Below are 22,889 nucleotides of genomic sequence, written 5' to 3'. Positions count from 1 at the left end.
GTCACTTCGCCGGGGCGGGGGCCGGGGCCGGCTGGGCCGGCGCGGGGGCGGGCGCGGGCGCGGGCGCGCCCATGGGGCGGGGACCGGCGCCCATGGGGCCGTGGCCGCCGGGCATGCCGGGCATGCCGGGCATGCCGCCCATGCCGGCCGGCGCGGCGGCCGAGACCTCCACGGCCTCGAGCGCCTTCTCGTCGATGCTGACCTTGGCGTCGTCGCGCAGCTTCTTCAGCCAGCCGTCGAACTCCTTGGTCTTCTTCTCGCGGTAGAGCTTGGTCTGGATCTGCGCCTTCACCTGCTCGAACGTCCGGTTCAGCTCGTCCTGCTCGCCGGTGCCCTTCACCAGGTAGACGCCGTTCGGGGTCTCGAGGACGCCGCTCGTCGCGCCGGGCTGCAGGTTGTAGGCGACGTCGGCGAACTCCTTCGAGTAGGCCTTCTCCAGGTCCTCGCGCGTCTTGAAGCCGAGGTCGCCGGCGGCGGCCTTGCTGGCCGCGTCCTCGGAGAACTCGTTCACGAGCTGCGCGAAGGCGAGCGTGTTCTTCTTCTCCTCCGTCTTCAGCTTCGCGAGCGCCTTCTTCGCGAGCGCGACCTTCGCGGCGCGCTCGGGGCTGCCGGCGGGCGCGTTCCACACCACGGCGGCGAGGCGCACGCGGCGGGGGCGGTAGTACTCGGCCTTGTGCTCGTCGTAGTACTTCTGCAGGTCGGCGTCGGGGATGGCCTCGGCGGCCGCGCCGTTCGCGTCCTGGAAGTTCTTCTGCACGAGCTTCTGGACCATCACCTTCTTCAGCGTGAGCTGGACCTCGGGGTCCTTCGCCAGGCCCTGCCGCTCGGCCTCGCGCGCCAGCACCTCGAACCGGATCAGGTTGTCGAGGAACTCCTTCTTGCGCTCGAGCGTGGAGTAGCGGGCGCGGATGAACGGCGACTGCTCGTCGAGGCGCGCCTTGAGCTCGCCGGCGGTGATGGTGAACCCGCTGCCGGTGGCGACGGCGGGGCCGGACTTCTTCGTGTCCTTCGACTGCGGCTGGCAGGCGGTGCCCGCCAGCGCGACGAGGCCGAGGAGGGCGATGCGACGCAGCATGGTCGATGCTCCTTGAGGTGGGAAAGGACCTGGGGTGCGAACGCGCGGGGCGCCTGCCGTGTTCCCCCCGGCGAGCGGCGGAGCGCGCGCTTCCGAGCCGCAGAAAAGAGCACGGAACGGGGCGCCGATCAAGGATGCGCCGGGCCGGCCGGCGCCCCCGAAATCCGGCGTGGCGCCGCCCGCTTGGACCCCCGGATGCCCCTCACTCCGGGCGCGCGCAGCGCGCCAGCCCGGCGAGCACCTCGCGCACGGCCTGCAGCAGCTCGCGGCCGCTCGCGGCCTGCATCGCCGGCGAGGGCGGCGCCGCCGGCGGCGGCTGGGCGCGGCGGGCGGCGTCGGCCGCCACGCGGCGCTGTGCCGCAGCCTGCCGCGGGCTCTGCCGCACGGCGGCGCCCTTGGCCGGGCGCGCCGCGGCGGCCTTCGGCGCCGGCGGCCCGCCGAGCTGCGCCACGAGCTTCATGTCCGGCGTCAGCCGGAGCGCGCCGGCCGAGGCCTGCACGTGCTTCGCGAGCTGGAACGGGTCGAGCGCGGCCGACTCGCCCAGCGTGAGCACGAGCCGCCCCGGCCCGGTCTCGAGCGCGCGGATGCGCAGCGCCCGCAGCCGGACCTTCACCGCCATGACCTCGAACAGCGCGTCCACCTCGTCGGGCGGGTCGCCGCAGCGGTCCACCATCTCGGCGCGGACCTCGTCGAGGTCCTCGTCGGTGGAGGCCTGCGCCAGCCGCTTGTAGAAGAACAGCCGCTGGTGGACGTCCGGCATGTACGGGTCGGGGATGAACGCCGGCACCGGGAGCTGCACGTCCGGGTCGATCTCCTCGCGCGGCGCCTCGCCCTTCAGCTCGCGCACCGCCTCGTCGAGCAGCTCCTGGTACAGCTCGAACCCGACCGCCTCGATCTGGCCGGACTGGTCCTTGCCGAGCAGGTTGCCCGCGCCGCGGATCTCGAGGTCGTGGCTCGCGATCTTGAAGCCCGCGCCCAGCTCGCTGAAGCGCTGCAGCACCTCGAGCCGCTTCTGCGCGTCCTTCGTGACGGGGCGGCGCGCCGGCACGAGCAGGTACGCGTAGGCGCGCTCGCGGCTCCGGCCGACGCGGCCGCGGATCTGGTAGAGCTGCGCCAGGCCGAAGTGGTCGGCGCGGTTCACGAGGATGGTGTTCGCGCTGGGGATGTCGAGGCCGGACTCGATGATGCTGGTGGCGAGGAGCACGTCGAGCTCCTTGTCCACGAACTGCGTCATGACGTGCTCGAGCTTCCCCTCGCCCATCTGCCCGTGCGCGACCCCCACGCGCGCCTTCGGCACGAGCTCGGTGAGGAAGCGCTGCATGGCGTGGATCGAGCGCACGCGGTTGTGGACGAAGAACACCTGCCCGCCGCGCTTCAGCTCGGTCTCGATGGCCTCCTTCACCGCGCCCGGGTCGAACTTCATCACGAAGGTGCGGATGGCCCGGCGGTCCTCCGGCGGCGTGGCGATGATGGAGAGGTCGCGCACGCCGGCGAGGCTCATGTGCAGGGTGCGGGGGATGGGCGTGGCGGTGAGCGTGAGCACGTCCACGAGCTTCCGCAGCTTCTTCAGCCGCTCCTTGTGCGCGACCCCGAAGCGCTGCTCCTCGTCCACGACCACGAGGCCCAGGTCCTTGAACGACACGTCGGCCGCGAGCAGCCGGTGCGTGCCGACGAGGATGTCCACCTTGCCGTCGGCCGCGGCCTTCAGCGCGTGCTTCACCTCGTCGGGGGTGCGCATGCGCGAGACCGCCTCGATGCGCACCGGGTAGCCCTTGAACCGCTCGCGGAAGGTGCGCTCGTGCTGCGCGGCGAGCACGGTGGTGGGGACGAGCACCGCCACCTGCTTCTTCGCGAGCACCGCCAGCATGGCGGCGCGCATCGCCACCTCGGTCTTGCCGTAGCCGACGTCGCCGCAGACGAGCCGGTCCATGGGCGCGGCGGCGGCCGGGCCCTGGCGGCCCTTGCGCATGTCGCGGACCACGTCCTCGATGGCCTTCGCCTGGTCGGGCGTCTCCTCCCAGGGGAACTCTGCCTCGAACTCGCGGAACAGCTGGTCCGGCTCCGGGTAGGCGAAGCCGGGGTGGGCGGCGCGGGCCGCGTAGATGTCGAGCAGCTCGGCGGCCATCTTGAGGAGCTGCTCCTTCACGCGCGCCTTGCGGAGCGCGAAGGAGCTGCCGCCCAGCTTGTCGAGCCGGATGGCCTCGGGCGAGGCGCCGGTGAACTTCTGCACCTGGCGCAGCTTCGCGACCGGCAGGTAGAGCCGGTCGGCGCCGTCGTAGGCGAGGACGAGGAAGTCGCCCTCCACCCCGCGGATCTGCATCTTGGTGAGGCCGAGGTAGCGGGCGATGCCGTGCTCGACGTGGACGACGAGGTCGCCCTCGTTCAGCTCGCGGAACGCGGCGGCGAACGCGTTCTCCTCGGCGGCGCGGCGCGCCTTCTTGCGCACCCGGCGGCCGAAGATCTCCTCGTCCGAGACCACCGCCAGGCCCGCGGCCGCGTCCACGAAGCCGCCGGAGACCTCGCCGGCGAACACGTGCACGTGCACCGCCGGGTCGTAGATCTCGCGCGGCGCGCCGGGCGGGCCGGTGTGGACGCGCGACTGCTGGCGCCGGTCCTCGAGCAGGCGGCGGAGCCGCTCGGAGGCGGACGCGGTCCCGGCCGCCACCACCGCCGCGATCCCGCGCCGCCGCCAGTCCTCCAGGCGCCGGGTGAGCGGGGCGAGCGCGCCCTCCTCGCCGTGCGCGCCCTCGATCTCGCCGCGGATGCCGGCGGTCTCCTCGAGCGCCCAGCGGATGGGCTCCTCGGTGCCGAGCCACACCCGGTGGCGCACCACCGTCGGCAGGGCCAGCGCGCGGGCGCGGGCCTCGGTGCCGGGGAGGAAGTGCGCCGCGGGCGGCAGCACCAGCTCCTCGCGCTTCAGCGCGGCGGCGTGCTCGCGGGCGAGCGCCTCGTCGAGCTCGGCGAGCGCGTCCTCCACCGCCGCCACCCCGTCCACGTAGACCGCGGCGCCGGGCGGCAGGTAGTCGAAGAGCGTGCCGAGGCCGCCCGGGTGGAAGCCCGGCAGCAGCGCCTCCAGGCCGAAGAACGGCGTGCCCGCGTCGATGGCGTCGAGCACCTCGCGCACCCGCGAGGTGGGCCGGTTCACCCGCTCGGCGGCCTCGCGCACCGCGGTCTTGGCGGCCTCCTTGCCCTCCTCGGTGAAGAGCGCCTCGCGGGAGGGGCAGAGCAGCACCTCCTCCACGTCGCCCTCGCTGCGCTGGGTGGACGGGTCGAAGGCGCGGCAGCTCTCGATCTCGTCGCCGAAGAACTCGAGCCGCACCGGCTTCGGGTCGGCGGGGCTCCACAGGTCCACGATGCCGCCGCGGACCGCGAACGTGCCCGGGTCCTCGACGAGCGGCGTGCGGGCGAAGCCGAGCAGCACGAGCTTCGCGGCGAGCGCCTCGCGGTCCACCTCGACGCCCTTGCCGAGCAGGTCCGAGCCGGCCTCGAACACCCGGCGCGGCACGGTGCGGCGCGCGAGCGCGCGGGCCGAGACCACCACCGCCTTCGCCTGCTCCGGGGCGAGGTGCAGGCGCGCCAGCGCGGCGAGCCGCTCCATCTCCACGCCGCGGTCGGGCGAGAGGTCGTCGTAGGGCAGCACCGCGTCGGCGGGGACGCGGAGCACGGCGCCCTCGCCCAGGAAGAAGGCGAGGTCGCGGGCGAGCGCGTCGGCCTCCTCCTCGTCCGCCGCCACCGCCAGCACCGAGCGGGCGCGGCCCGGGCCGGGGGCGAGCAGGTCGCGGACCAGGAGGCCGCGCGCGGCCCCCACGAGGCCGGTGACGTCGGCGCGGCGCTTCTCCTCGAGGGCGCGGCGCACGCGATCGCGCACGCTCGCGCCCGAGGTCTCTCCTGTTGCGGCGGTCATGGCGGGGCTCGGAGCGGGCGGCATCTTAGGGGCGCGGGCGGGTGCTGTCACGGCGAACGGCGAGGGCGCGCGGCGCGCCGGGCCCGGGGCCGGGCGGGACGGGGCCGCGCCCACTCGTGGGGGGAAGCGGAGGCGCCGGGCTGCGATCGACCTTCGCCGCGCCCGCACCCCCGAGGTCGCGGGGCCGCGTCACCGGCCGGGGACTTCGGAGGTGCGCCCGCGCCGATCCTCGTCGCGCCCGGCGCCCACCGTGGAAATAGTGTAAGCCCGCGGCAGGACGCGCGCTCGCGGGACGCGGCCGTTCCTTGATCGACGTGTGGGCGGCCGGTACACTCGACGCGCTCCTCGACTGCTGGCAGAGGGACCCCGTGCGGTACCCGCATCCACGCCTCGCCTCCTCCGCGGCGCTCGTCGCCCTGCTGCTCGCCGCCTGCGGCGGGGCGGAGGAGCCGCGCCCGAGCGAGGACGCGGCGCCGCTCGTCTCGACGCTCGCGACCGCGCCGTCGGGCGGTGCGGAGCGGCTGCGCGCCGGCGAGGTGACCGCGGCGCGCGCGTCCTTCGAGGCGGCGCTCGACGCCAGCCCCGACCAGCTCGGCGCGCTGAACGACCTCGCCGTCTCCTACCTCGTGGAAGGCCACCCCGACGCGGCCCGCCGCCTGCTCGACGAGGTGGTGTCCACCGGCAGCCCGCCCGAGCAGCAGGCCGCGCTGGTCAACCTGGGCGAGCTGTACGCGCTGGAGGGCTACCTCCCGGCGGCCCAGGCGCACCTCGAGACGGCCCGCGACATCGACCCGTCTCGCCCGGGGCCGTGGTACGCGCTCGCGATCCTGGCGGACGCGCGCGGCGACCTGCCGGGCGCCCGCGCGGCGCTGCGCGAGGCGCTCCGGCTGGACGCGGACGGTGCGGCGAGGGCCGGCTTCGCTTACGTCTATGCCGAGGAGCGCGTGCACCTCGAGGCCCTGATCGCCGAGCAGGCGGGCGAGGCGGCCGGCGCCGCGGCCCGGTGGCGGGAGCTGTCGCAGGGGCGGTTCCCGGTGCTGTCCGGGGCGGCGCAGCGGCACCTCGCGGGCGAGTAGACGCGGACACGGCGATGGCCACGGCGGACGAGCTGGACAGGCGGGAGCGCGAGATCCTCCGCGCGCTGGTCCAGGACTACATCCACACCGGCGAGCCGGTGGCGAGCCAGCCGCTCCTCTCGCGGCACGAGCTGGAGTGGTCGCCGGCCACCGTGCGCAGCGTGATGGCCGACCTCGAGGCGCTCGGGTTCCTCGAGAAGCCGCACGCGTCCTCGGGCCGGATCCCCACCGAGCGCGGCTACCGGCTGTACGTGGACACCATGCTGAAGGTGCGGCCGCCCAGCCTCGCCGACCGCGACCGGATCGAGCGGCTGGCCCAGGCCGCGCCGGACGTGTCCTCGCTCATCGAGGGCACCGCCGACCTGCTCCACTCGCTCTCGCACCACGCCGGCGTGGTGACGACGCCGCGGCCGCAGGCCGACCCGGTGCGCCAGCTCGAGTTCGTGCGCCTGCGCGAGAACCGGGTGCTGGTGGTGTTCGTGTCCGAGGCCGGCATCGTCACGAACAAGCTGGTGCAGCTCGAGTTCCCCATGGAGCCGGCGGAGCTGGAGCGCGCGGCGGCCTACCTGAACGAGAAGCTGCACGCCCGCGGCGAGGCGGCGGAGCCGGAGCTGGCGGCGCTGCGCGCGGCCATCCTCACCGACATGCGCGCCGACCAGAGCGCGCTCCACGACCTGCTGCAGAAGGCGCTCGTGCTCGCCGAGCAGTCGTTCGCCGCGGCCGGCGTGGAGAAGGTGGTGATGGAGGGCGAGTCGAGCTTCCTCGACGCGCCGGAGTTCTCGGACGTGCAGAAGGCCCGCGCGCTGCTGCGCGGCTTCGCCGAGAAGGACCGGATCCTGCGCGTGCTGGATCGCGTGCTCACCGCGCAGGAGGTCCAGATCTTCATCGGCGCGGAGAGCGAGTTCGCGACGGTGCCGGACGTGTCGGTGGTGGCGGCGCCGTACGGCCGCGGCGACCGCGTGCTCGGCACGCTGGCGGTGGTGGGTCCGACGCGCATGAACTACGCGCGGGTCATCCCGCTCGTGGACCTCACGGCGCGCCAGATCTCCCGCGCGCTCGCGGCGCTGTCCGAGGGCGGCTGAACGAGACCCCGCCGGGGCCGCGGCGGCGCGCCCCGGGTGCGGCCGGATCGCCTTGTTCGCGGCGGCGCCCGCGTGCCATGATGCGGGCTCCCGGTCCGGGGGCCCTCCGGGCCGCAACTCCGCTCGATCACGGCGAAAGAGGCGATGGCAGAGAGCCACGAAAAAGGCGCGTTCCAGGCGGACATCCCCGCGAACGCGGTGGAGGAGGCGCTCCGCTCGGTGGAGCGCATCTCGCACGGCGAGGAGGCCCAGGCCGGCCAGCCCGCCGGGGCGGGCGAGCCCGGCGTCGAGATCACGCCCGAGGCCGAGGGCGTCCCCGCCGGCGATCCGGCGGCGCTCGCTGCCCGCGTGCAGCTCCTCGAGACGCAGCTCGAGCTGTCGCAGTCGAAGGCGCGCGAGACGCTGGACCGGCTGAAGGACGAGCACGAGCGGCTGCTCCGCGCCGCCGCCGACCTCGAGAACGCGAAGAAGCGCGCGGCGCGCGAGCGCGACGAGGTCCAGAAGTTCGGGAACGAGCGGCTCCTCAAGGACCTGCTCCCGGCGCTCGACGGCCTCGACCGCGCGCTCGCGGCGGTGTCCGACGACGACCCGCTCGCGAAGGGCGTGCGGATGGTGCGCTCGACGCTGGAGCAGGCGCTCGCGAAGCACGGCGTGAAGGGCTTCTCCGCCATGGGCACGCCGTTCGACCCGGCGCTGCACGAGGCGCTCATGCAGGTCCCCACCGCGGACGCGGCCCCGGGCACGGTGGTGCTCGAGCACGCGCGCGGGTTCACCCTCAACGACCGGCTGGTCCGGCCCGCCATGGTCGGGGTGGCCGTCGCGCCCCCGCCCGCCGCCGCGCCGCCGGCGGACGGCGAGGCCGGCCCGGAGTAGCGGCCGAGCCCGCCCCACGGGAGCCGGAGCCCACGGATGAGCAAGGTCATCGGCATCGACCTCGGGACGACCAACAGCTGCGTCTCGGTGATGGAGGGCGGCGAGGTGGTCGTGATCCCGAACAGCGAGGGATCGCGCACCACGCCGTCCATGGTCGCATTCACCGAAGGTGGAGAGCGCCTGGTCGGCCAGATCGCGAAGCGGCAGGCGATCACCAACCCGGAGTCCACCGTCTACGTGGTGAAGCGGCTCATCGGCCGCAAGTTCGGGGACCCCGAGGTGCAGCGGTCGGCGGGGCTGGTGCCCTACCGCATCGTGGCCGCCGACAACGGCGACGCCTGGGTGGACGTGGGCGGCAAGGGCTACTCGCCCGCCGAGATCTCGGCCATGGTGCTCGCGCGGATGAAGCAGACCGCCGAGGACTACCTGGGCGAGCCGGTCACCGAGGCGATCGTCACCTGCCCGGCCTACTTCAACGACGCCCAGCGCCAGGCCACCAAGGACGCGGGCCGCATCGCCGGCCTGAACGTGCTGCGCATCATCAACGAGCCCACCGCGGCCGCGCTCGCCTACGGCATCGACAAGCAGCAGGCGGGCAAGTCGGAGCGCGTGGCGGTGTACGACCTCGGCGGCGGCACCTTCGACATCACCATCCTGGAGCTGAACCAGGGCGTGTTCGAGGTGAAGGCCACCAACGGCGACACGTTCCTGGGCGGCGAGGACTTCGACCAGCGGCTCATGGACTGGCTCTCGAAGCGGTTCCAGGAGCAGAACGGCATCGACCTGCGCCGCGACCGCATGGCGCTCCAGCGGCTGAAGGAGGCCGCCGAGCGCGCCAAGCACGAGCTGTCGAGCGCCGGCGAGACCGAGGTGAACCTCCCGTTCATCACCGCCGACGCGAGCGGGCCGAAGCACCTCGCCGAGACCATCGACCGCGCCACGCTGGAGGAGCTGGTCGGCGACCTGGTGGAGAAGACCATCGGGCCGTGCAAGACCGCGCTGAAGGACGCCGGCGTGGGCGTGGGCCAGGTGGACACGGTCATCCTGGTCGGCGGCATGACGCGCATGCCGAAGGTGCAGGAGGTGGTGCGCCGCTTCTTCGGCAAGGAGCCGCACAAGGGCGTCAACCCGGACGAGGTGGTGGCGGTCGGCGCCGCCATCCAGGGCGGCGTGCTGAAGGGCGAGGTGAAGGACGTCCTGCTGCTCGACGTGACGCCGCTGTCGCTCGGCGTCGAGACCGCCGGCGGCGTCTTCACCAAGATCATCGAGAAGAACACCACCGTCCCCTGCAAGAAGTCGCAGGTGTTCTCCACCGCGGTGGACAACCAGCCGCTCGTCTCGGTCCACGTGCTCCAGGGCGAGCGCGAGATGGCCGCCGACGACAAGACGCTGGCGCGCTTCGAGCTGGTGGGCATCCCGCCGGCGCCGCGCGGGGTGCCGCAGATCGAGGTCACCTTCGACATCGACGCGAACGGCATCGTGCACGTGTCGGCGAAGGACCTCGGCACCGGCAAGCAGCAGCAGATCCGGATCACCGCCTCCTCGGGCCTGTCCGAGGAGGAGATCCAGCGGATGATCCGCGACGCCGACGCGAACAAGGCCGACGACCGCGTGAAGAAGGAGCTGGCGGACCTCAAGAACAACGCCGAGGGGCTCATCTACACGACCGAGAAGAGCCTCGAGGAGTACGCCTCGGCCCTGAAGGCGGAGGACCTCGCCGAGATCCACGCCGACCTCGACGCGCTGAAGGCGGTGCTGCCCGGCGTGGACCCGGCGGCGATCAAGGACGCGCTGACGCGCCTCGAGGGCTCGGCGTACCGCATCGCCGACGCCATCTACGCGCAGCAGGGCGGCAGCACGAGCTAGCGGCCGCACCGGGCGCCCGCTCGCCCGCCCGCACCGCCGCCCGGCGCGCGGCGCCCGGCCGGCCGCGCGCGCGAATTGTCAGCGCCCGCCCGTGCGTTATATTCCGCACGGCCCACGGGACTTCCTCACACAAATGGCCGGGAACACAGTGGAAAAACGCGACTACTACGAGGTTCTCGGCGTGGGGAGGGACGCGGACGAGCAGACCCTCAAGACCGCCTACCGCAAGCTCGCCCACAAGTACCACCCGGACAAGAACGAGGGCTCGAAGGAGGCAGAGGAGCGCTTCAAGGAGGCCTCCGAGGCCTACTCGGTCCTCTCCGATCCCGACAAGCGGGCCCGCTACGACCGGTTCGGCCACGCGAACGGCCAGGGCTTCGAGGACTTCGGCTTCGGCGGCGCCGGCGCCGCCAGCATCAACGACATCTTCGGCGACATCTTCGGCGAGATGTTCGGCGGCGGCCCCGGCCGGCGGCAGCGCGGCCGCGCCCGCGGCTCCGACCTCCGCTACCACCTCGAGCTCGCGTTCGAGGACGCCGCCTTCGGCACCACCGCGCGCATCACCATCCCGCGCCCGCGCACCTGCGAGGTGTGCAAGGGCTCCGGCGCGAAGCCCGGCACGAGCCCGCGCACCTGCCCGACCTGCGGCGGCGCCGGCGAGATCCGGCTGACGCAGGGCTTCTTCTCCATCGCCCGCACCTGCCACCACTGCCAGGGCACGGGGCGGGTCATCGTGGACAAGTGCCAGAGCTGCGGCGGCGCGGGCGCCACCCGCGAGCAGGCCACCGTGGAGGTGAAGGTGCCGGCCGGCGTGGACACCGGCACGCGCCTGAAGCTCTCCGGGGAGGGCGAGCCGGCCCCGGCCGCGGGCGGGATCCCGGGCGACCTGTACGTGGTCGTGCAGGTCCGCGAGCACCCCATCTTCAAGCGCGAGGAGACCGAGGTCCTCTGCGAGATCCCCATCTCGTTCACGCAGGCGGCGCTCGGCGCGCAGATCGACGTCCCCACCCTCGACGGGCCCACCAAGCTGCGGGTCCCGGCGGGCACGCAGAGCGGCAAGATGTTCCGCCTGAAGGGCAAGGGCATCCCGGCGCTGCAGGGCGGCGGCCGCGGCGACCAGCACGTGCGCGTGCTGGTGGAGACGCCCACCCACCTCACCAAGGAGCAGCGCGACCTGCTCGAGCGGTTCGCGGCGCTCTCCGGCGAGGAGACGAACCCGCAGGCCCGGACCTTCTGGGAGAAGGTGGGCGACATCCTTCGGTGACGGGGCTGCGCCCCGCCCCATGGAGCAGAGCTCCACGGGGCCCCACCTTGCTGCGCGGGGCCCGTGACCTCGCGCGCCCGCTGACGCGGGTCCGCGCGACGTCCCGCGGGCGCGGCTTCGCCGCGCATGTGCGCCCCGTCCGACCCGCTTCCAGGACTTTCTTCCACGCTCGCGCGTTCCGCAGTAGATCCCGAACCCATGCGCGTCCTCGGCCGCCGGTTCCTGCTGCTGCTCGTCCTGTCGCTCGCCGGCTGCCCGAAGCGGGTGGTCGTGAACGGCCAGGAGATGGACGTCTCGCAGGCGGACGAGGTCGCCCGCGTCGAGCTGGCCCGGGTGCGCCAGGAGGTGGCGGCGCTGCCGCCGGAGCCGGGCGCGGACCGGCTGCTCGCGTTCGCGCAGCGGTTCCGCGGCGTGCCCTCGGCGGCGGACGCGCTCCACCAGGCCGGCGACCTCCTGCTCGCGGCCGGCAAGGCCGACCGCGCCGCGCAGGCCTACGGCACGCTCGTCTCCGAGTACCCGCTCCACCCGCGCGCCACCGAGGCGAAGTACGGGCTCGCGCTCGCCGACGTGCAGCGCGGCCACGCGGCCGACGGCCTGCGCACGCTCGCGTCCATCTACCCGCAGCTCGAGCCGTCGCGCCGGCCGGAGGCGGCGGCCCGCGCCGCGGCCGCGGCGGAGGCGGCCGGGGCCTGGCCGGACGCGGTGCGCTGGCTGGGCGAGCTCGCCGACCTGACGCAGGGCGAGGAGCGGCGCGCGGTGCTGGCCCGCGGCGCCGACGCGGTGGACCGGCTGCAGCTCGCCGACGTGGACCGGCTCCGCCAGGAGCTGCCCCGCGAGGCGCCGCTGCAGGAGCCGCTCGCCATGAAGGCGGCCCGCATCCACCTGCACCTGCGCGACTACCCGCGCGCGCAGGAGGCGGCGCGCGAGGTGTTCCTGCGCTGGCCGGCCGGCCCGTACGCGAAGGACGCGCGCGCCATCGTGGACCGCATCGCCCGGCTCACCTTCGTGCGCCCGAACGTGATCGGCGTGGCCGTCCCGCTGTCCGGCGACTACCAGCCGTGGGGCGTCGCCATCGTGCGCGCGGTGCAGCTCGCCGCCGAGGGCGGCGGGGTGCGGGTGGCGGTGCGCGACACGCGCGGCGAGCCCGACGGCGCGGCGCAGGCGCTGGAGGCGCTGGCGCTCGAGGAGGGCGCCATCGCGGTGGTGGGCGGGGTGACGAACGCCGAGGCCGAGCGGGCCGCGGCCACCGCCGAGGAGCTGCAGCTCCCCTTCATCTCGCTCTCCAAGCAGGAGGGGCTCACCGACGCCGGGCCCCACGTGTTCCAGAACATGCTCACCGCCTCGGCGCAGGCGAAGGCGCTCGCCGACTTCGCCATGGGCCGGCGCGGCATGCGGCGCTTCGCGGTGATGTACCCCTCGATCACCTACGGCACCGAGCTCGCGAACGCGTTCTGGGACGAGGTGGAGGGGCGCGGCGGCGAGATCCGCGGCGCCGAGACCTACGCGCCGGACCGCACCACCTTCACGCCGCTCGTGAAGGACATGGTGGGCAAGCTGTACCTCGACGAGCGCAGCGACTGGCAGGAGCAGCAGCGCGACATCGCCAAGGCCGAGAAGGACCCGTTCCGCCGCAAGAAGGCGCTCGAGAAGGCCCGCGACCGGCTCGCGCCGGTGGTGGACTTCGACGCCATCTTCATCCCGGACTTCGCCCGCAACGTGAAGCTCATCGCCCCGGCGCTGGCGGTGGAGGACGTCGTCACCCAGACCTGCCTGCCCGACGACGTGGAGCGGATCCGCAAGACCACCGGGCGGGCCGACCTGCGGCCGGTGCAGCTCCTCGGCGCGAACGGCTGGTCGAGCGACCCGTCGCTGTTCGACACCGCGCCCGGCGGCGCCGGCCGCTACGTCCGCTGCGCCATCTTCGTGGACGGCTTCTACGCCGGCTCCTCCCGCCCGGCCACCAAGGCGTTCGTGGAGGCGTTCGAGCGGCGCCACGCCGGCCAGGTGCCCACCATCCTCGAGGCGAGCGCGTTCGACGCGGCCGGGATGGCGCGGGCGCAGCTCGGCAAGGCGCAGACGCGCGACCAGATGCGCGACGCGCTCGCCGCGGTGAAGGGCTACGTCGGCGCCACCGGCGACATCACCATGGGCCCGCGGCGCACGCCCGAGAAGCCGCTCTTCTTCCTCACCGTGGACAGGGACGGGCTGCGCGAGCTCACGCCCGAGGAGCTGGCCGGCCCGGGCCCGGGGCAGCCCTAGGCGCGGGCGCCGGCGCGGCCCGCCGCGCCCGGGCTCGCCGAACGTTGGCCCGCGTCGCGGGCCGCCATTAGCTTACCTTCCGGATGGACGAGCTCGTGCTCCGACCGCGGCCGCGGAGCCGCTTCCCGGCGGCCAACCTGGCGCTGTTCCTCGCCACCCTGGCCACCACGCTGTGGGCCGGCTTCACCCTCTCTCCGCTCGCGCCGCTGGGCCCCACGCTCGGGCGCGTGCTCGAGGGCGGGCTGCCGTTCGCGGGCGCGCTCGTGGCCATCCTCTTCACCCACGAGATGGGCCACTACGTGCTGGCGCGCCGGCACCGGGTGGACACGACGCTGCCCTACTTCATCCCGGTGCCGTTCGGCGCCGGCACGCTCGGCGCCGTGATCCGCATCCGCTCGGCGCTCCCCTCGCGCAAGGCCACCCTCGAGATCGGCGCGGCCGGCCCCATCGCCGGGTTCCTGGTGGCGGTGCCGCTGCTCGTGTGGGGGCTCGCGCACTCCGAGGTCCACCAGGTCGCGACCGGCGTGGCGGGCGCGTCGGTGGCCTCGCCGCTCGACGCGCTCCGCGCCTGGATGGACGGGCGCGAGCCGTTCGGCCCCGACACCGGCGTGCGCGTCTACGGCGACAGCCTGGTGACCTGGGCCGCGCAGCGGCTGGTGTGGGGCACGCTGCCCGCCGGCCACGAGGTGTTCGTCCACCCGGTGGGCTTCGCCGCCTGGCTCGGCCTGCTCGTCACCACCCTCAACCTCGTGCCCATGGGCCAGCTCGACGGCGGCCACGTGCTCTACGCGCTGCTCGGCCGGCGCGGCGCGCGCATCGGCTCCGAGGTGGTGTCGGCGGGGCTGCTCGTGGCGGGGCTGACGCTGTCCTGGAACTGGCTGTTCTGGTGGCTGCTCACCCGCTTCCTCATCGGCGCGCGCCACCCGCCGCCGCTCCGCGACGAGCCGCTCGACGCCCGCGGGCGGGTCCTGGCGGTGGCGACGCTGCTCCTGTTCGCCGTCACCTTCGTCCCGGTCCCCATCTCGCTCTAGCGGCCCGGCCGGCCGCTCCGGCCGGCGGGGCTTTCGGCTAGACTCGCGCCCCCGATGTCCACCCCCGAGACCCCGCGCCCGGACGCACCGGAGGCGCCCGGCCCCGCGCCGGCGCCGGCGCCCGACGAGGCCCCCGCCCCGCCCGACCCGGCCGGCGCCGACCCCGCCGCCGAGGCCGAGGCCTGGGCCCGCGTGGTCGAGGCCTGGGGCGACGAGGGCGCGCACCGGGCGTACCTGGCCCGCTTCGCCGACCTCGAGGGGCTGGCCGTCGCCGGCGGGCGCTACCGCGCGGTGCTGGCGGAGCGCCCCGGCGACGCGGTGGCCGCGCGCTTCCGCGACGAGGTGGTGAAGCGCGCCACCGTCCAGGGCCTCGCGTCCCTGCCGCGCACCGTGCCGCGCCAGGCCGGGAAGCTCCGGCGCGCGCTCGTCGTCGCCGCGCTCCTCGCCCTCGGCGCCGCGGCCGCCTGGGCCGCGTTCCGCCTCGCCGCGCTGCTCACCGGGAGCCCGTCCTGATCCCCCTGCCCGCCCACCCCTCGCTCGACGACATCCTCGGGCCCGGCGGCCGCCTCGCGGCGGCGCTCCCCGGCTACGAGCACCGCGAGGACCAGCTCGAGATGGCGCGCGCGGTGGAGCGGGCCATCGAGCGCCGCGGCTACCTCGTGGCCGAGGCCGGCACCGGCACCGGCAAGACGCTCGCGTACCTCGTGCCGGCGGTGCTCTCCGGGCGGCGCGTGATCGTCTCCACCGCCACGAAGACGCTGCAGGAGCAGCTCTGGCAGAAGGACATCCCGCTGCTCCGCGACGCCTGCGGGCTCGAGTTCGGCGCCGCCTACCTGAAGGGCCGCTCCAACTACTTCTGCCTGGCCCGCGGCGAGGAGTTCGCCCGCGCCCCGACGTTCGCGGCGCGCGAGGAGGCGGCGCTCTGGCCGCGCATCGAGGCGTGGGCGCGGCGCACCGAGACCGGCGACCGGAGCGAGATCGACCTCCCCGACCAGTTCCACACCTGGAAGGACCTCTCCGCCACCAGCGAGAACTGCCTCGGGCGCGAGTGCGCCCGCTACGAGGAGTGCTTCGTCACCCGCGCCCGCGCGCTCGCCGCGCAGGCCGACGTCCTGCTCGTCAACCACCACCTGTTCTTCGCCGACCTCGCCATGCGCACCTCGCGCGCCGGCGTGGAGATCCTGCCCGAGCACGAGGTCGTGATCTTCGACGAGGCGCACGCGGTGGAGGACGTCGCCACCGAGTACTTCGGGCTGCAGGTCTCGTCGTACCGGGTGGAGGAGCTGTCCCGCGACGCGCTCCGCGCGGTGGCGGACCGGCCCGACCTCGCCTCGATGATGCGCGAGACGACCGGCGAGCTGCGCAAGGCGGGCGAGCGGTTCTTCCAGGCGGTGGCCGACGGGCTGCGCCAGGGCGGGACCCCGGCGCGCGGGCGCGGCTTCGGGCCGCCGCCCCGGCGGCGCCCGGCCCGGCGCGAGGAGGAGGAGGGCGTGAAGGCGGCCCTCACCCCCGCGGTGATGGAGGGGGCGCAGCGCGACCTCGCGCGCCTGGACGAGTCGCTGGCGGGGCTCCGCGAGCTGCTCGCCGACGCGGTCACCCCCTCGCTCTCGCAGATCGCGCGGCGCGCGGGCGAGCTGCGGGTCGAGGTCGCCGCGGTCACCGCCATGAAGGAGCCGTCGCGCGTGTACTTCGGCGAGGTGCGCGGGCGCGGCGTGTTCCTGCGGGCCGCGCCCATCGACGTCGCCGAGGAGCTGCGCGAGCGGCTCTACCAGCGCACCGACACCGCCGTGTTCACGAGCGCCACGCTCGCCGCGCAGGGGCGCTTCGACTTCTTCCGCCGGCAGGTGGGGCTGCTCCCGGAGCTGGAGGTGGAGGAGCGCCGGTTCGAGGGGCCGTTCGACTACGCCCGGCAGGCCGCGCTGGTCTCGCCGGAGGGGCTGCCCGAGCCGAACGACCCCGGCTTCGTGCGCGCCGCGGCCGAGTCCATCCGCGCGCTCACCGCGGTCACCGGCGGCCGCGCCTTCGTGCTCTGCACCTCGAACCGGAACATGAACGCGTTCCACGAGGCCTGCCGCGACCTGCCGTACCAGGTGCTGCGGCAGGGCGACCGGCCCAAGTCGCGCCTGCTCGACGAGTTCCGGTCCGAGCCGAGCGTCCTGTTCGCGACCGCCAGCTTCTGGGAGGGCGTGGACGTGCCCGGCGAGGCGCTCTCGCTCGTCATCATCGACCGGCTCCCGTTCGCGCCCCCCGGCGACCCGGTGATGTCGGCCCGGCTCCGCGCGCTCGAGGAGGAGGGGCGCGACGGCTTCTCCGAGCTGCAGGTCCCGGCCGCCGCGCTCGCGCTGCGCCAGGGCTTCGGGCGGCTGGTGCGGACCCGCGAGGACCGGGGCCTGGTGGCGGTGCTCGACCGGCGGCTCGTCACGAAGGGCTACGGCCGCGCCTTCCTCGCCACCCTGCCGCGCTGCCCGCTGCTCCGCACCGTGGAGGCGGCCCGGCGCTGGTGGCTGGGCGGGTAGGCGCGGTCCCCCGGGCGAGGGGAAGGAACGCTCCCACCGGCCCGGCGCTCCCGAAGCGGGCGAGCGGGCGGCGGAAAGGTTCGGCCCGGGCGGTGATCGGCTAGGATGGCCGCCGCGGCCGCCGTCCGTGGCGGTGCGCCCCCACGCGCATGGTCCAGTTCAACGAAGACAGCCGGGAGATCGCGGTCAAGGTCGTGTACTACGGCCCCGCGCTGTCCGGGAAGACGACGAACCTCCAGTCGCTCTTCCAGAAGATCGATCCCAAGGTCCGCGGGCGCCTCATGACGCTCGACACCAAGGACGATCGCACGCTGTTCTTCGACATGATGCCGGTGTTCTTCCGCACCCGCGCCGGCGTGAAGGTGAAGCTGAAGCTGTACACGGTGCCCGGGCAGGTGATGCACGAGTCCACCCGGCGCATCGTGCTCCAGGGCACCGACGCGGTGGCGTTCGTGGCCGACTCGCGCCGCAGCGAGGCCGGGTCCACGCTCGCCTACTGGAACAACATGCTCGCGAACCTGGAGGCGAACGGGCTCGACTACCGGACCCTGCCCATCGTCGTCCAGCTCAACAAGCGCGACCTGCCCGACGCGCGCGCCGACCACGAGCTCGACGACCTGCGCAAGGTGATCCAGCCGCCGTTCGTGCCGGCGGTGGCCATCCGCGGCGACGGCGTGGTGGAGACGCTCTACCTCGTGCTGCAGCGCTGCTACCGCAGCCTGGACCGGGCCTTCGGCCTGGAGGCGGTCTGGCAGATCCCGGAGAAGGAGTTCCTGGGCCAGATCTTCTCGCACGTGGACCTGCGCGGCGCGCGGCTGCCGCCCGAGGCGACGGTGCCATGATCGGCGCGTCGTTCCTCAACCAGCGGATCCCGCTGTCCGACCTGCTCGACCTCCGGGCCTTCGCGGAGGTCTGCCACTCCTTCTCCGACCTGTACCGGATCGGCCTGAAGGTGTTCGACGAGGCCGGCAACAAGCTGGTGGACGTGAAGGTCGGCAACGCCGACTTCTGCGGCTACATCTGGTCGAAGCCGGCCGGCCGCGAGCAGTGCATGGAGACGGTGGGGCGGGTGAAGGCGGAGGCCGTGCCGGAGGAGCCGGCCGCGGTCACCTTCTCGTGCTTCTCCGGCTGCCGCTACCTCGTCCACCCCATCATGTACGAGGGCGATCTCATCGGCCGGGTGGTGTTCGGCCCGTTCGTGCCCGACGACCTCGCCGCGCTGCCGCCCTCGCTCACCGGCATCGCCGAGGACTTCGACGTCGCCCAGGCCACCGGGTACCTGGCCAAGATCCGCCGCGTGTCGGTGCCCACCGCCGAGAAGATCCTGAAGCACTTCATGGATCTCCTCGACGTGATGGTGTTCACCGGCCACAAGAACCTCATCGCGGCGAAGCTCCACATCGAGGCGGTCACCGACAGCTACCGCGAGCTGCAGGACAAGAACCAGAAGCTCGAGGACAGCTACGCGAAGCTGAAGGAGCTCGACCGCCTCAAGTCGAACTTCCTCGCCACCATGAGCCACGAGCTGCGCACGCCGCTCACCAGCGTCATCGGCTACTCCGAAATGATGCTGGAGGGCCTGGGCGGCCCGCTCACCGCCGAGCAGCGCGAGTACCTCGGCATCATCATGGAGAAGGGCGAGAACCTGCTCCAGCTCATCACCTCGATCCTCGACATCTCCAAGATCGAGGCGGGCCGGGTGCGGCTCGTGCTCTCCGAGGTGGACGCGGTCCAGCTCATGCGCGACGCGGTGGCGACCCTGCTCCCCATCGCGCGCAAGAAGGGGCTGAAGGTCGCCTGCGATCCGTCGCCCCTGCCGCGGATCCACGCCGACCGCGACAAGCTCCGCCAGTGCCTGGTGAACCTCTGCTCGAACGCGGTGAAGTTCACCCCGCCGGGCGGCAGCATCACCGTGAACGCCGAGGTGCTGCAGGGCGAGCGGCTCGCGATCCACGTGGTGGACAGCGGCATCGGCATCCCGGAGGAGCACCTCGCCAAGGTGTTCGACGTCTTCTACCAGGTGGACGGCTCCTCCACCCGCGAGTACGGCGGCGCCGGCCTCGGGCTCGCCATCGTGAAGAGCTTCGTGGAGGCACACGGCGGCGAGATCCGCGTCCGCTCCGCGCCCGGCACCGGCTCGATCTTCACCGTGCTCCTGCCCATCCACGCCACCCCGGCCCCGGCGCTCACGCCGGTGGGGCCGGCCCCGGCGGTGGGGCGCTAGCGCGCCGTGCCCCGCCGCGCCGCCGCGCCGCGCCCGCCCCCGGGCGAGTTCGAGCTCATCGAGCGCTTCACCCGCGCGCTGCCGCTCGCCGGCGCGGGCGTGCGCCTCGGGCCCGGCGACGACACCGCCCTGCTCGCGCCGCCGCCCGGCGAGGACCTCGCCGCCACGGTGGACGCGGTGGTCGAGGGCGTCCACTTCGACGCGCGCTTCACCGCCGAGGACGTGGGCTGGAAGGCGCTCGCGGTGAACCTCTCCGACCTCGCCTCGATGGGCGCGCGGCCGCTCTGGGCGCTGGTGGCGCTGGCCTTCCCCCGCGGCACGCCGCCGGAGCGGCTGGAGGGCGTGGCGCGCGGCCTGGGCGCCTGCGCCCGCGCCCACCGCATCGCGGTGGTGGGCGGGAACGTCTCGCGCGCCTCCGAGCTGTCGGTCACCGTGACCGCGATCGGCGCGGTCCGCCGCGGCCGCGCGCTGCTGCGCTCCGGCGCGAGGCCCGGCGACCTCCTCGTCGCCTCCGGCACGTTCGGCGACGCCGCGCTCGGCCTCGCCCCCGGCGCCCCCGCCGCGCTCGCCCGCCGACAGCGCCGGCCCGCGCCGCGCCTCGCGCTCGGGCGCTCGCTCGCCGGGGTGGCCCGGGCAGCCATCGACGTGTCCGACGGCCTGGTCCAGGACCTCGGCCACCTCTGCGACGAGTCGCGGGTCGCGGCGGTGCTGGACGCGGCGGCGGTCCCGACCTCGGCGGCCTACCGGCGGCTCGCCCGCTCGCTGCCGGATCCGCTCGGCCCCGCGCTCGGGGGCGGCGAGGACTACGAGCTCGTGGCCGCGGTCCCGCCCGCCCGCCTGGCGCGGGCGCGCCGCGCCGCCGCGCGGGCCGGGGTGCCGCTCACCGTGATCGGCCGGGTCGAGCGCGGCGCGGGCGTCCGCATCCTGGGCCCCGACGGCGCCGAGCGCCCGGCGCCCTCCGGCCACGACCACCTCCGCGCACCGCGGCCACTTTGACATCACCTCCCGCGGGTCTAGGATCGGCCCGCCGGTCGCCGCCCCGAGGGGCGACCCCCTTCCGAGCGACGAGACGAGAGAGGCACGCGTGGCGCGAGCGAGAGACGAGCGACTCCAGTCCACCCGCCCGAGCGCCCGCTGGCAGGACGCGCCGCACCTGGTGGCGGTCCGCGGCCGCGCCGCCGAGCCGCCGCTCCGCCCGGCGCCGCCCGCCGCCGGCCTGACGGTCTCGCTCCAGACGAAGATCCTCGTCTCCTACTTCATCGTGGGCGGGGTGCTGCTGTTCGCGGTGCCGCTCGTGCAGGCCTGGGTGGCGAGCCGCGCCGCGGGCGTCGTGATCATCCTCGCGCTCACCCTCGCGCTCGGGCAGGGGCTCACCCTCGCCATCGCCCGGGTGGCGCGCGTCGGGCGGCTCAAGGCGAGCGCGGTGGAGATCAGCCGCGGCGACCTCTCGCGCGCGGTGGTCTCGGAGGAGCAGAAGGCCTTCCACGACGAGATCGACGACCTCACCGAGGCCATCCGCACCATGCAGGAGAACCTGCGGGACCTCGTCTCGCGCATCCAGCGGACCGCGCAGTCGGTCTCGGACAGCGCCAACGACCTGCAGACGAGCGCCGAGGACGTGAACGCCTCCACCGACGAGGTGGCCTCGTCGATGGAGAAGATCGCGGTGGGCGCCGGGCAGCAGTCCGACCTGGTGGAGCGCACCTCGAAGGTGATCGGCGAGATCGCCGCCTCGATCGAGCGCACCGCCCGCAGCGCCGAGGAGGCGGCCCGCGCCTCGGTGGAGACGAGCACCTCGGCGGCCTCGGGCGGCGAGGCGGCCCGGCTCGCGGGCGAGAAGGTGAAGAAGGTGTTCGCCCGCATCGAGGCGGCCAGCGAGCAGGTGTTCGCGTTCGGCGAGCGCACCAAGGAGATCTCCAAGATCGTCGAGGCCATCACGCAGGTGGCCAACCAGACCAACCTGCTCGCGCTGAACGCCACCATCGAGGCGGCGCGCGCGGGCGAGTACGGGCGCGGGTTCGCGGTGGTGGCCGAGGAGGTGCGCAAGCTCGCCGAGGCGGCCGGCCGCTCCGCCGAGCAGATCTCCTCGCTCGCCACCGACATCTCCGGCCGCGCCGCGAAGGTGGTCGAGACCATGAAGGAGTCGGTGGCCGAGCTGGGCGACGGGCGCGAGGACCTGAACGCGATCATCCGCACGCTCTCGGACATCGCCACCATCGCGGCGAGCGGCGCCGAGAAGGTGCGCGTCATCTCGCAGGACGCGCGCGAGCAGCTGAACGGCTCGGCCGACATGGTCCAGGCCATGGACCACATCTCCGACGTGGCCTCCTCGAACGCGAGCGCCACCGAGCAGGTCCGCAAGGTCACCGCCGAGCAGATCGCCGCCGTGTCGCAGATGGCGAGCGCCGCGCAGGAGCTCACCAACCTCTCGGTCGAGCTGCAGACGGTGGTCTCGCGGTTCCGGCTGGGCTAGAGGTCGCCGGGTGCGCCACGTCGTCTTCCGCGTCGCCGGCGAGCGCTACGCCCTGCCGCTCGCGGCGGTGCGCGAGGTGGTGCTGCCGCAGCCGCCCTTCGCGCGGGTCCCGCGCGCCTCCGAGGCGGTGCGCGGCGTCATGAACCTGCGCGGCCGGGTGGTGGCGGTGGTGGACCTGGCCGCGCTGGTCGGGCTGCCGCCCCAGCCGCTCCGCGACGGGGCCGGGATGGTGCTCATCCTGGACCAGGGCAAGCGCGCGCTGGGCCTGCTCATCGGCGGGGTGCTCGGGGTCGAGCCGCTCGCGCCGCCGGAGGCCGGCGGCGGCCTGGTCCGCGGCCTCGCCGAGGCGCGGACCGGGGCGGTGACGGTGCTCGGCCCCGAGGCGCTCGCCGAGCAGGCCTCCGCGCTGTTCGGCGGGAGGTGACGTGCGGCGAGGTGTGCACGCGGGCGGCGCCTTGTCCGGCGCGCAAGACCGATGGTAACGTCCCCGGATTCCCGGGAGGGACCTGAGTCCATGGCGAAGCGAGTCCTGATCGTCGACGACGCGATCTTCATGCGGAACATGATCAAGGACATCTTCTCCGGGTCCGGGTTCGAGGTCGTCGGCGAGGCCGCCAACGGGCTCGAGGCGGTGGAGAAGTACAAGGAGCTGAAGCCCGACCTCACCACCATGGACATCGTGATGCCGTTCAAGAGCGGCATCGAGGCCACCCGCGAGATCATCAAGCACGACGCGCGGGCGGTCATCGTGATGTGCAGCGCGCTCGGGCAGGAGTCGCTGGTCATGGAGGCGATCGAGGCCGGCGCGAGCGACTTCATCGTGAAGCCGTTCAAGGCCGAGGACGTGCTGTCGGTGGTCAAGAAGGTGATGGGCGACGCCTGATCGCGGGCCCGGGGGCGGGCGCGCCGTGGACCTCCAGAAGTACCTCTCCCTCTACGTGGCCGAGTCGGGCGAGCACCTCGCCGGCTACGGCCGCGACCTGGTCGAGCTCGAGCGGGCGGTGCGCGAGGGGCGCGCCGTCAAGGCCACCATCGACAGCCTGTTCCGGCACGCGCACAGCGTGAAGGGCATGAGCGCCGCCATGGCGTTCGACGGCATCGCCACGCTCGCGCACAAGGCCGAGGACCTGGTGGACGTGTTCCGCGGCGAGCCGGGCCGGCTCGACGCCGCCGCGGTGGACGTGCTGCTCGCCGCCGGCGACGCGCTCGCCGCCATGGTGCAGGGGGCCGGGCGCGGCGAGAAGCC

Annotated in this window: 18 protein-coding genes; 16 read left to right on the top strand and 2 right to left on the bottom strand. The window is 74.3% G+C overall.

Annotated elements, in window-relative coordinates; all coding sequences use genetic code 11:
- Position 1: 1 nt before the first annotated feature.
- Both PSR1_RS03290 and mfd read right to left on the bottom strand, forming a co-directional pair.
- On the bottom strand, positions 2-1,075 hold the full coding sequence (locus tag PSR1_RS03290) for a peptidyl-prolyl cis-trans isomerase (protein ID WP_059436213.1): 1,074 nt from the start codon (positions 1,073-1,075) through the stop codon (positions 2-4).
- Positions 1,076-1,277: 202 nt separating this feature from the next.
- Complete coding sequence (gene mfd, locus PSR1_RS03285; RefSeq protein ID WP_237757802.1) at positions 1,278-4,979, bottom strand: transcription-repair coupling factor; 3,702 nt, start codon at positions 4,977-4,979, stop codon at positions 1,278-1,280.
- Between the two features lie 314 nt (positions 4,980-5,293).
- On the opposite strand from mfd, the gene PSR1_RS03280 reads away from it, so the two are divergent.
- From PSR1_RS03280 to PSR1_RS03205, 16 genes are all read left to right on the top strand, one after another.
- Positions 5,294-6,055 (top strand): M48 family metallopeptidase, encoded by a 762-nt coding sequence (locus PSR1_RS03280; protein WP_237757805.1) that lies wholly within the window; start codon positions 5,294-5,296, stop codon positions 6,053-6,055.
- A 14-nt stretch (positions 6,056-6,069) separates the two neighbouring features.
- Positions 6,070-7,137: a heat-inducible transcriptional repressor HrcA gene (hrcA, locus tag PSR1_RS03275; protein ID WP_059436210.1), complete on the top strand. Its 1,068-nt coding sequence runs from the start codon at positions 6,070-6,072 to the stop codon at positions 7,135-7,137.
- Positions 7,138-7,281: 144 nt separating this feature from the next.
- Positions 7,282-8,010 (top strand): nucleotide exchange factor GrpE, encoded by a 729-nt coding sequence (locus tag PSR1_RS03270; RefSeq protein WP_059436209.1) that lies wholly within the window; start codon positions 7,282-7,284, stop codon positions 8,008-8,010.
- Between the two features lie 36 nt (positions 8,011-8,046).
- On the top strand, positions 8,047-9,876 hold the full coding sequence (dnaK, locus tag PSR1_RS03265) for a molecular chaperone DnaK (RefSeq protein WP_059436208.1): 1,830 nt from the start codon (positions 8,047-8,049) through the stop codon (positions 9,874-9,876).
- Positions 9,877-10,024: 148 nt separating this feature from the next.
- Positions 10,025-11,140 carry a molecular chaperone DnaJ gene (dnaJ, locus tag PSR1_RS03260; RefSeq protein ID WP_304511003.1) on the top strand — a complete coding sequence of 372 codons (1,116 nt, stop codon included), beginning with the start codon at positions 10,025-10,027 and terminating at the stop codon, positions 11,138-11,140.
- A gap of 198 nt (positions 11,141-11,338) precedes the next feature.
- Positions 11,339-13,399, top strand: a complete 2,061-nt coding sequence (locus PSR1_RS03255; protein WP_059436206.1) for a penicillin-binding protein activator — start codon at positions 11,339-11,341, stop codon at positions 13,397-13,399.
- 83 nt (positions 13,400-13,482) lie between these two features.
- On the top strand, positions 13,483-14,430 hold the full coding sequence (locus tag PSR1_RS03250) for a site-2 protease family protein (protein ID WP_059436205.1): 948 nt from the start codon (positions 13,483-13,485) through the stop codon (positions 14,428-14,430).
- 54 nt (positions 14,431-14,484) lie between these two features.
- Positions 14,485-14,943 (top strand): hypothetical protein, encoded by a 459-nt coding sequence (locus PSR1_RS03245; RefSeq protein ID WP_059436204.1) that lies wholly within the window; start codon positions 14,485-14,487, stop codon positions 14,941-14,943.
- A 101-nt stretch (positions 14,944-15,044) separates the two neighbouring features.
- Entirely contained in the window at positions 15,045-16,946 is a 1,902-nt protein-coding gene (locus tag PSR1_RS03240) for an ATP-dependent DNA helicase (protein WP_059436203.1), read from the top strand.
- Positions 16,947-17,095: 149 nt separating this feature from the next.
- Positions 17,096-17,788, top strand: coding sequence for an ATP/GTP-binding protein (locus tag PSR1_RS03235; protein WP_012528406.1), 693 nt, complete (start codon positions 17,096-17,098; stop codon positions 17,786-17,788).
- Positions 17,785-19,170, top strand: coding sequence for an ATP-binding protein (locus PSR1_RS03230; RefSeq protein ID WP_059436202.1), 1,386 nt, complete (start codon positions 17,785-17,787; stop codon positions 19,168-19,170). Before PSR1_RS03235 ends, PSR1_RS03230 begins: the two co-directional genes overlap by 4 nt.
- A 6-nt stretch (positions 19,171-19,176) precedes the next feature.
- Positions 19,177-20,166, top strand: coding sequence for a thiamine-phosphate kinase (thiL, locus tag PSR1_RS03225; RefSeq protein WP_059436201.1), 990 nt, complete (start codon positions 19,177-19,179; stop codon positions 20,164-20,166).
- Positions 20,167-20,254: 88 nt separating this feature from the next.
- A complete protein-coding gene (locus tag PSR1_RS03220; protein ID WP_059436200.1) occupies positions 20,255-21,643 on the top strand; it encodes a methyl-accepting chemotaxis protein in 1,389 nt (462 codons plus the stop codon).
- Positions 21,644-21,653: 10 nt separating this feature from the next.
- Positions 21,654-22,067 (top strand): chemotaxis protein CheW, encoded by a 414-nt coding sequence (locus tag PSR1_RS03215; protein ID WP_059436199.1) that lies wholly within the window; start codon positions 21,654-21,656, stop codon positions 22,065-22,067.
- A 90-nt stretch (positions 22,068-22,157) separates the two neighbouring features.
- Complete coding sequence (locus PSR1_RS03210) at positions 22,158-22,526, top strand: response regulator (protein ID WP_011423362.1); 369 nt, start codon at positions 22,158-22,160, stop codon at positions 22,524-22,526.
- Positions 22,527-22,551: 25 nt separating this feature from the next.
- Positions 22,552-22,889, top strand: a 338-nt coding sequence (locus tag PSR1_RS03205; protein WP_193388336.1) for an Hpt domain-containing protein, incomplete at its 3' end; no start/stop codon positions are given.

The organism is Anaeromyxobacter sp. PSR-1 (genome assembly GCF_000964525.1).
In the GTDB taxonomy this organism is placed as follows: Bacteria; Myxococcota; Myxococcia; order Myxococcales; family Anaeromyxobacteraceae; genus Anaeromyxobacter.
Note: the sequence above shows the minus strand (reverse complement) of the source record. Positions and strands in the feature narration are given on the sequence as shown.

Coding starts and splice junctions, on each gene's coding strand:
- PSR1_RS03210 (WP_011423362.1), top strand. CDS start 22,158: ATGGCGAAGCGAGTCCTGATCGTCGACGACGCGATCTTCATGCGGAAC.
- PSR1_RS03250 (WP_059436205.1), top strand. CDS start 13,483: ATGGACGAGCTCGTGCTCCGACCGCGGCCGCGGAGCCGCTTCCCGGCG.
- PSR1_RS03230 (WP_059436202.1), top strand. CDS start 17,785: ATGATCGGCGCGTCGTTCCTCAACCAGCGGATCCCGCTGTCCGACCTG.
- mfd (WP_237757802.1), bottom strand. CDS start 4,979: ATGACCGCCGCAACAGGAGAGACCTCGGGCGCGAGCGTGCGCGATCGC.
- PSR1_RS03255 (WP_059436206.1), top strand. CDS start 11,339: ATGCGCGTCCTCGGCCGCCGGTTCCTGCTGCTGCTCGTCCTGTCGCTC.
- PSR1_RS03245 (WP_059436204.1), top strand. CDS start 14,485: ATGTCCACCCCCGAGACCCCGCGCCCGGACGCACCGGAGGCGCCCGGC.
- PSR1_RS03240 (WP_059436203.1), top strand. CDS start 15,045: ATGGCGCGCGCGGTGGAGCGGGCCATCGAGCGCCGCGGCTACCTCGTG.
- PSR1_RS03235 (WP_012528406.1), top strand. CDS start 17,096: ATGGTCCAGTTCAACGAAGACAGCCGGGAGATCGCGGTCAAGGTCGTG.
- PSR1_RS03290 (WP_059436213.1), bottom strand. CDS start 1,075: ATGCTGCGTCGCATCGCCCTCCTCGGCCTCGTCGCGCTGGCGGGCACC.
- PSR1_RS03270 (WP_059436209.1), top strand. CDS start 7,282: ATGGCAGAGAGCCACGAAAAAGGCGCGTTCCAGGCGGACATCCCCGCG.
- hrcA (WP_059436210.1), top strand. CDS start 6,070: ATGGCCACGGCGGACGAGCTGGACAGGCGGGAGCGCGAGATCCTCCGC.
- dnaK (WP_059436208.1), top strand. CDS start 8,047: ATGAGCAAGGTCATCGGCATCGACCTCGGGACGACCAACAGCTGCGTC.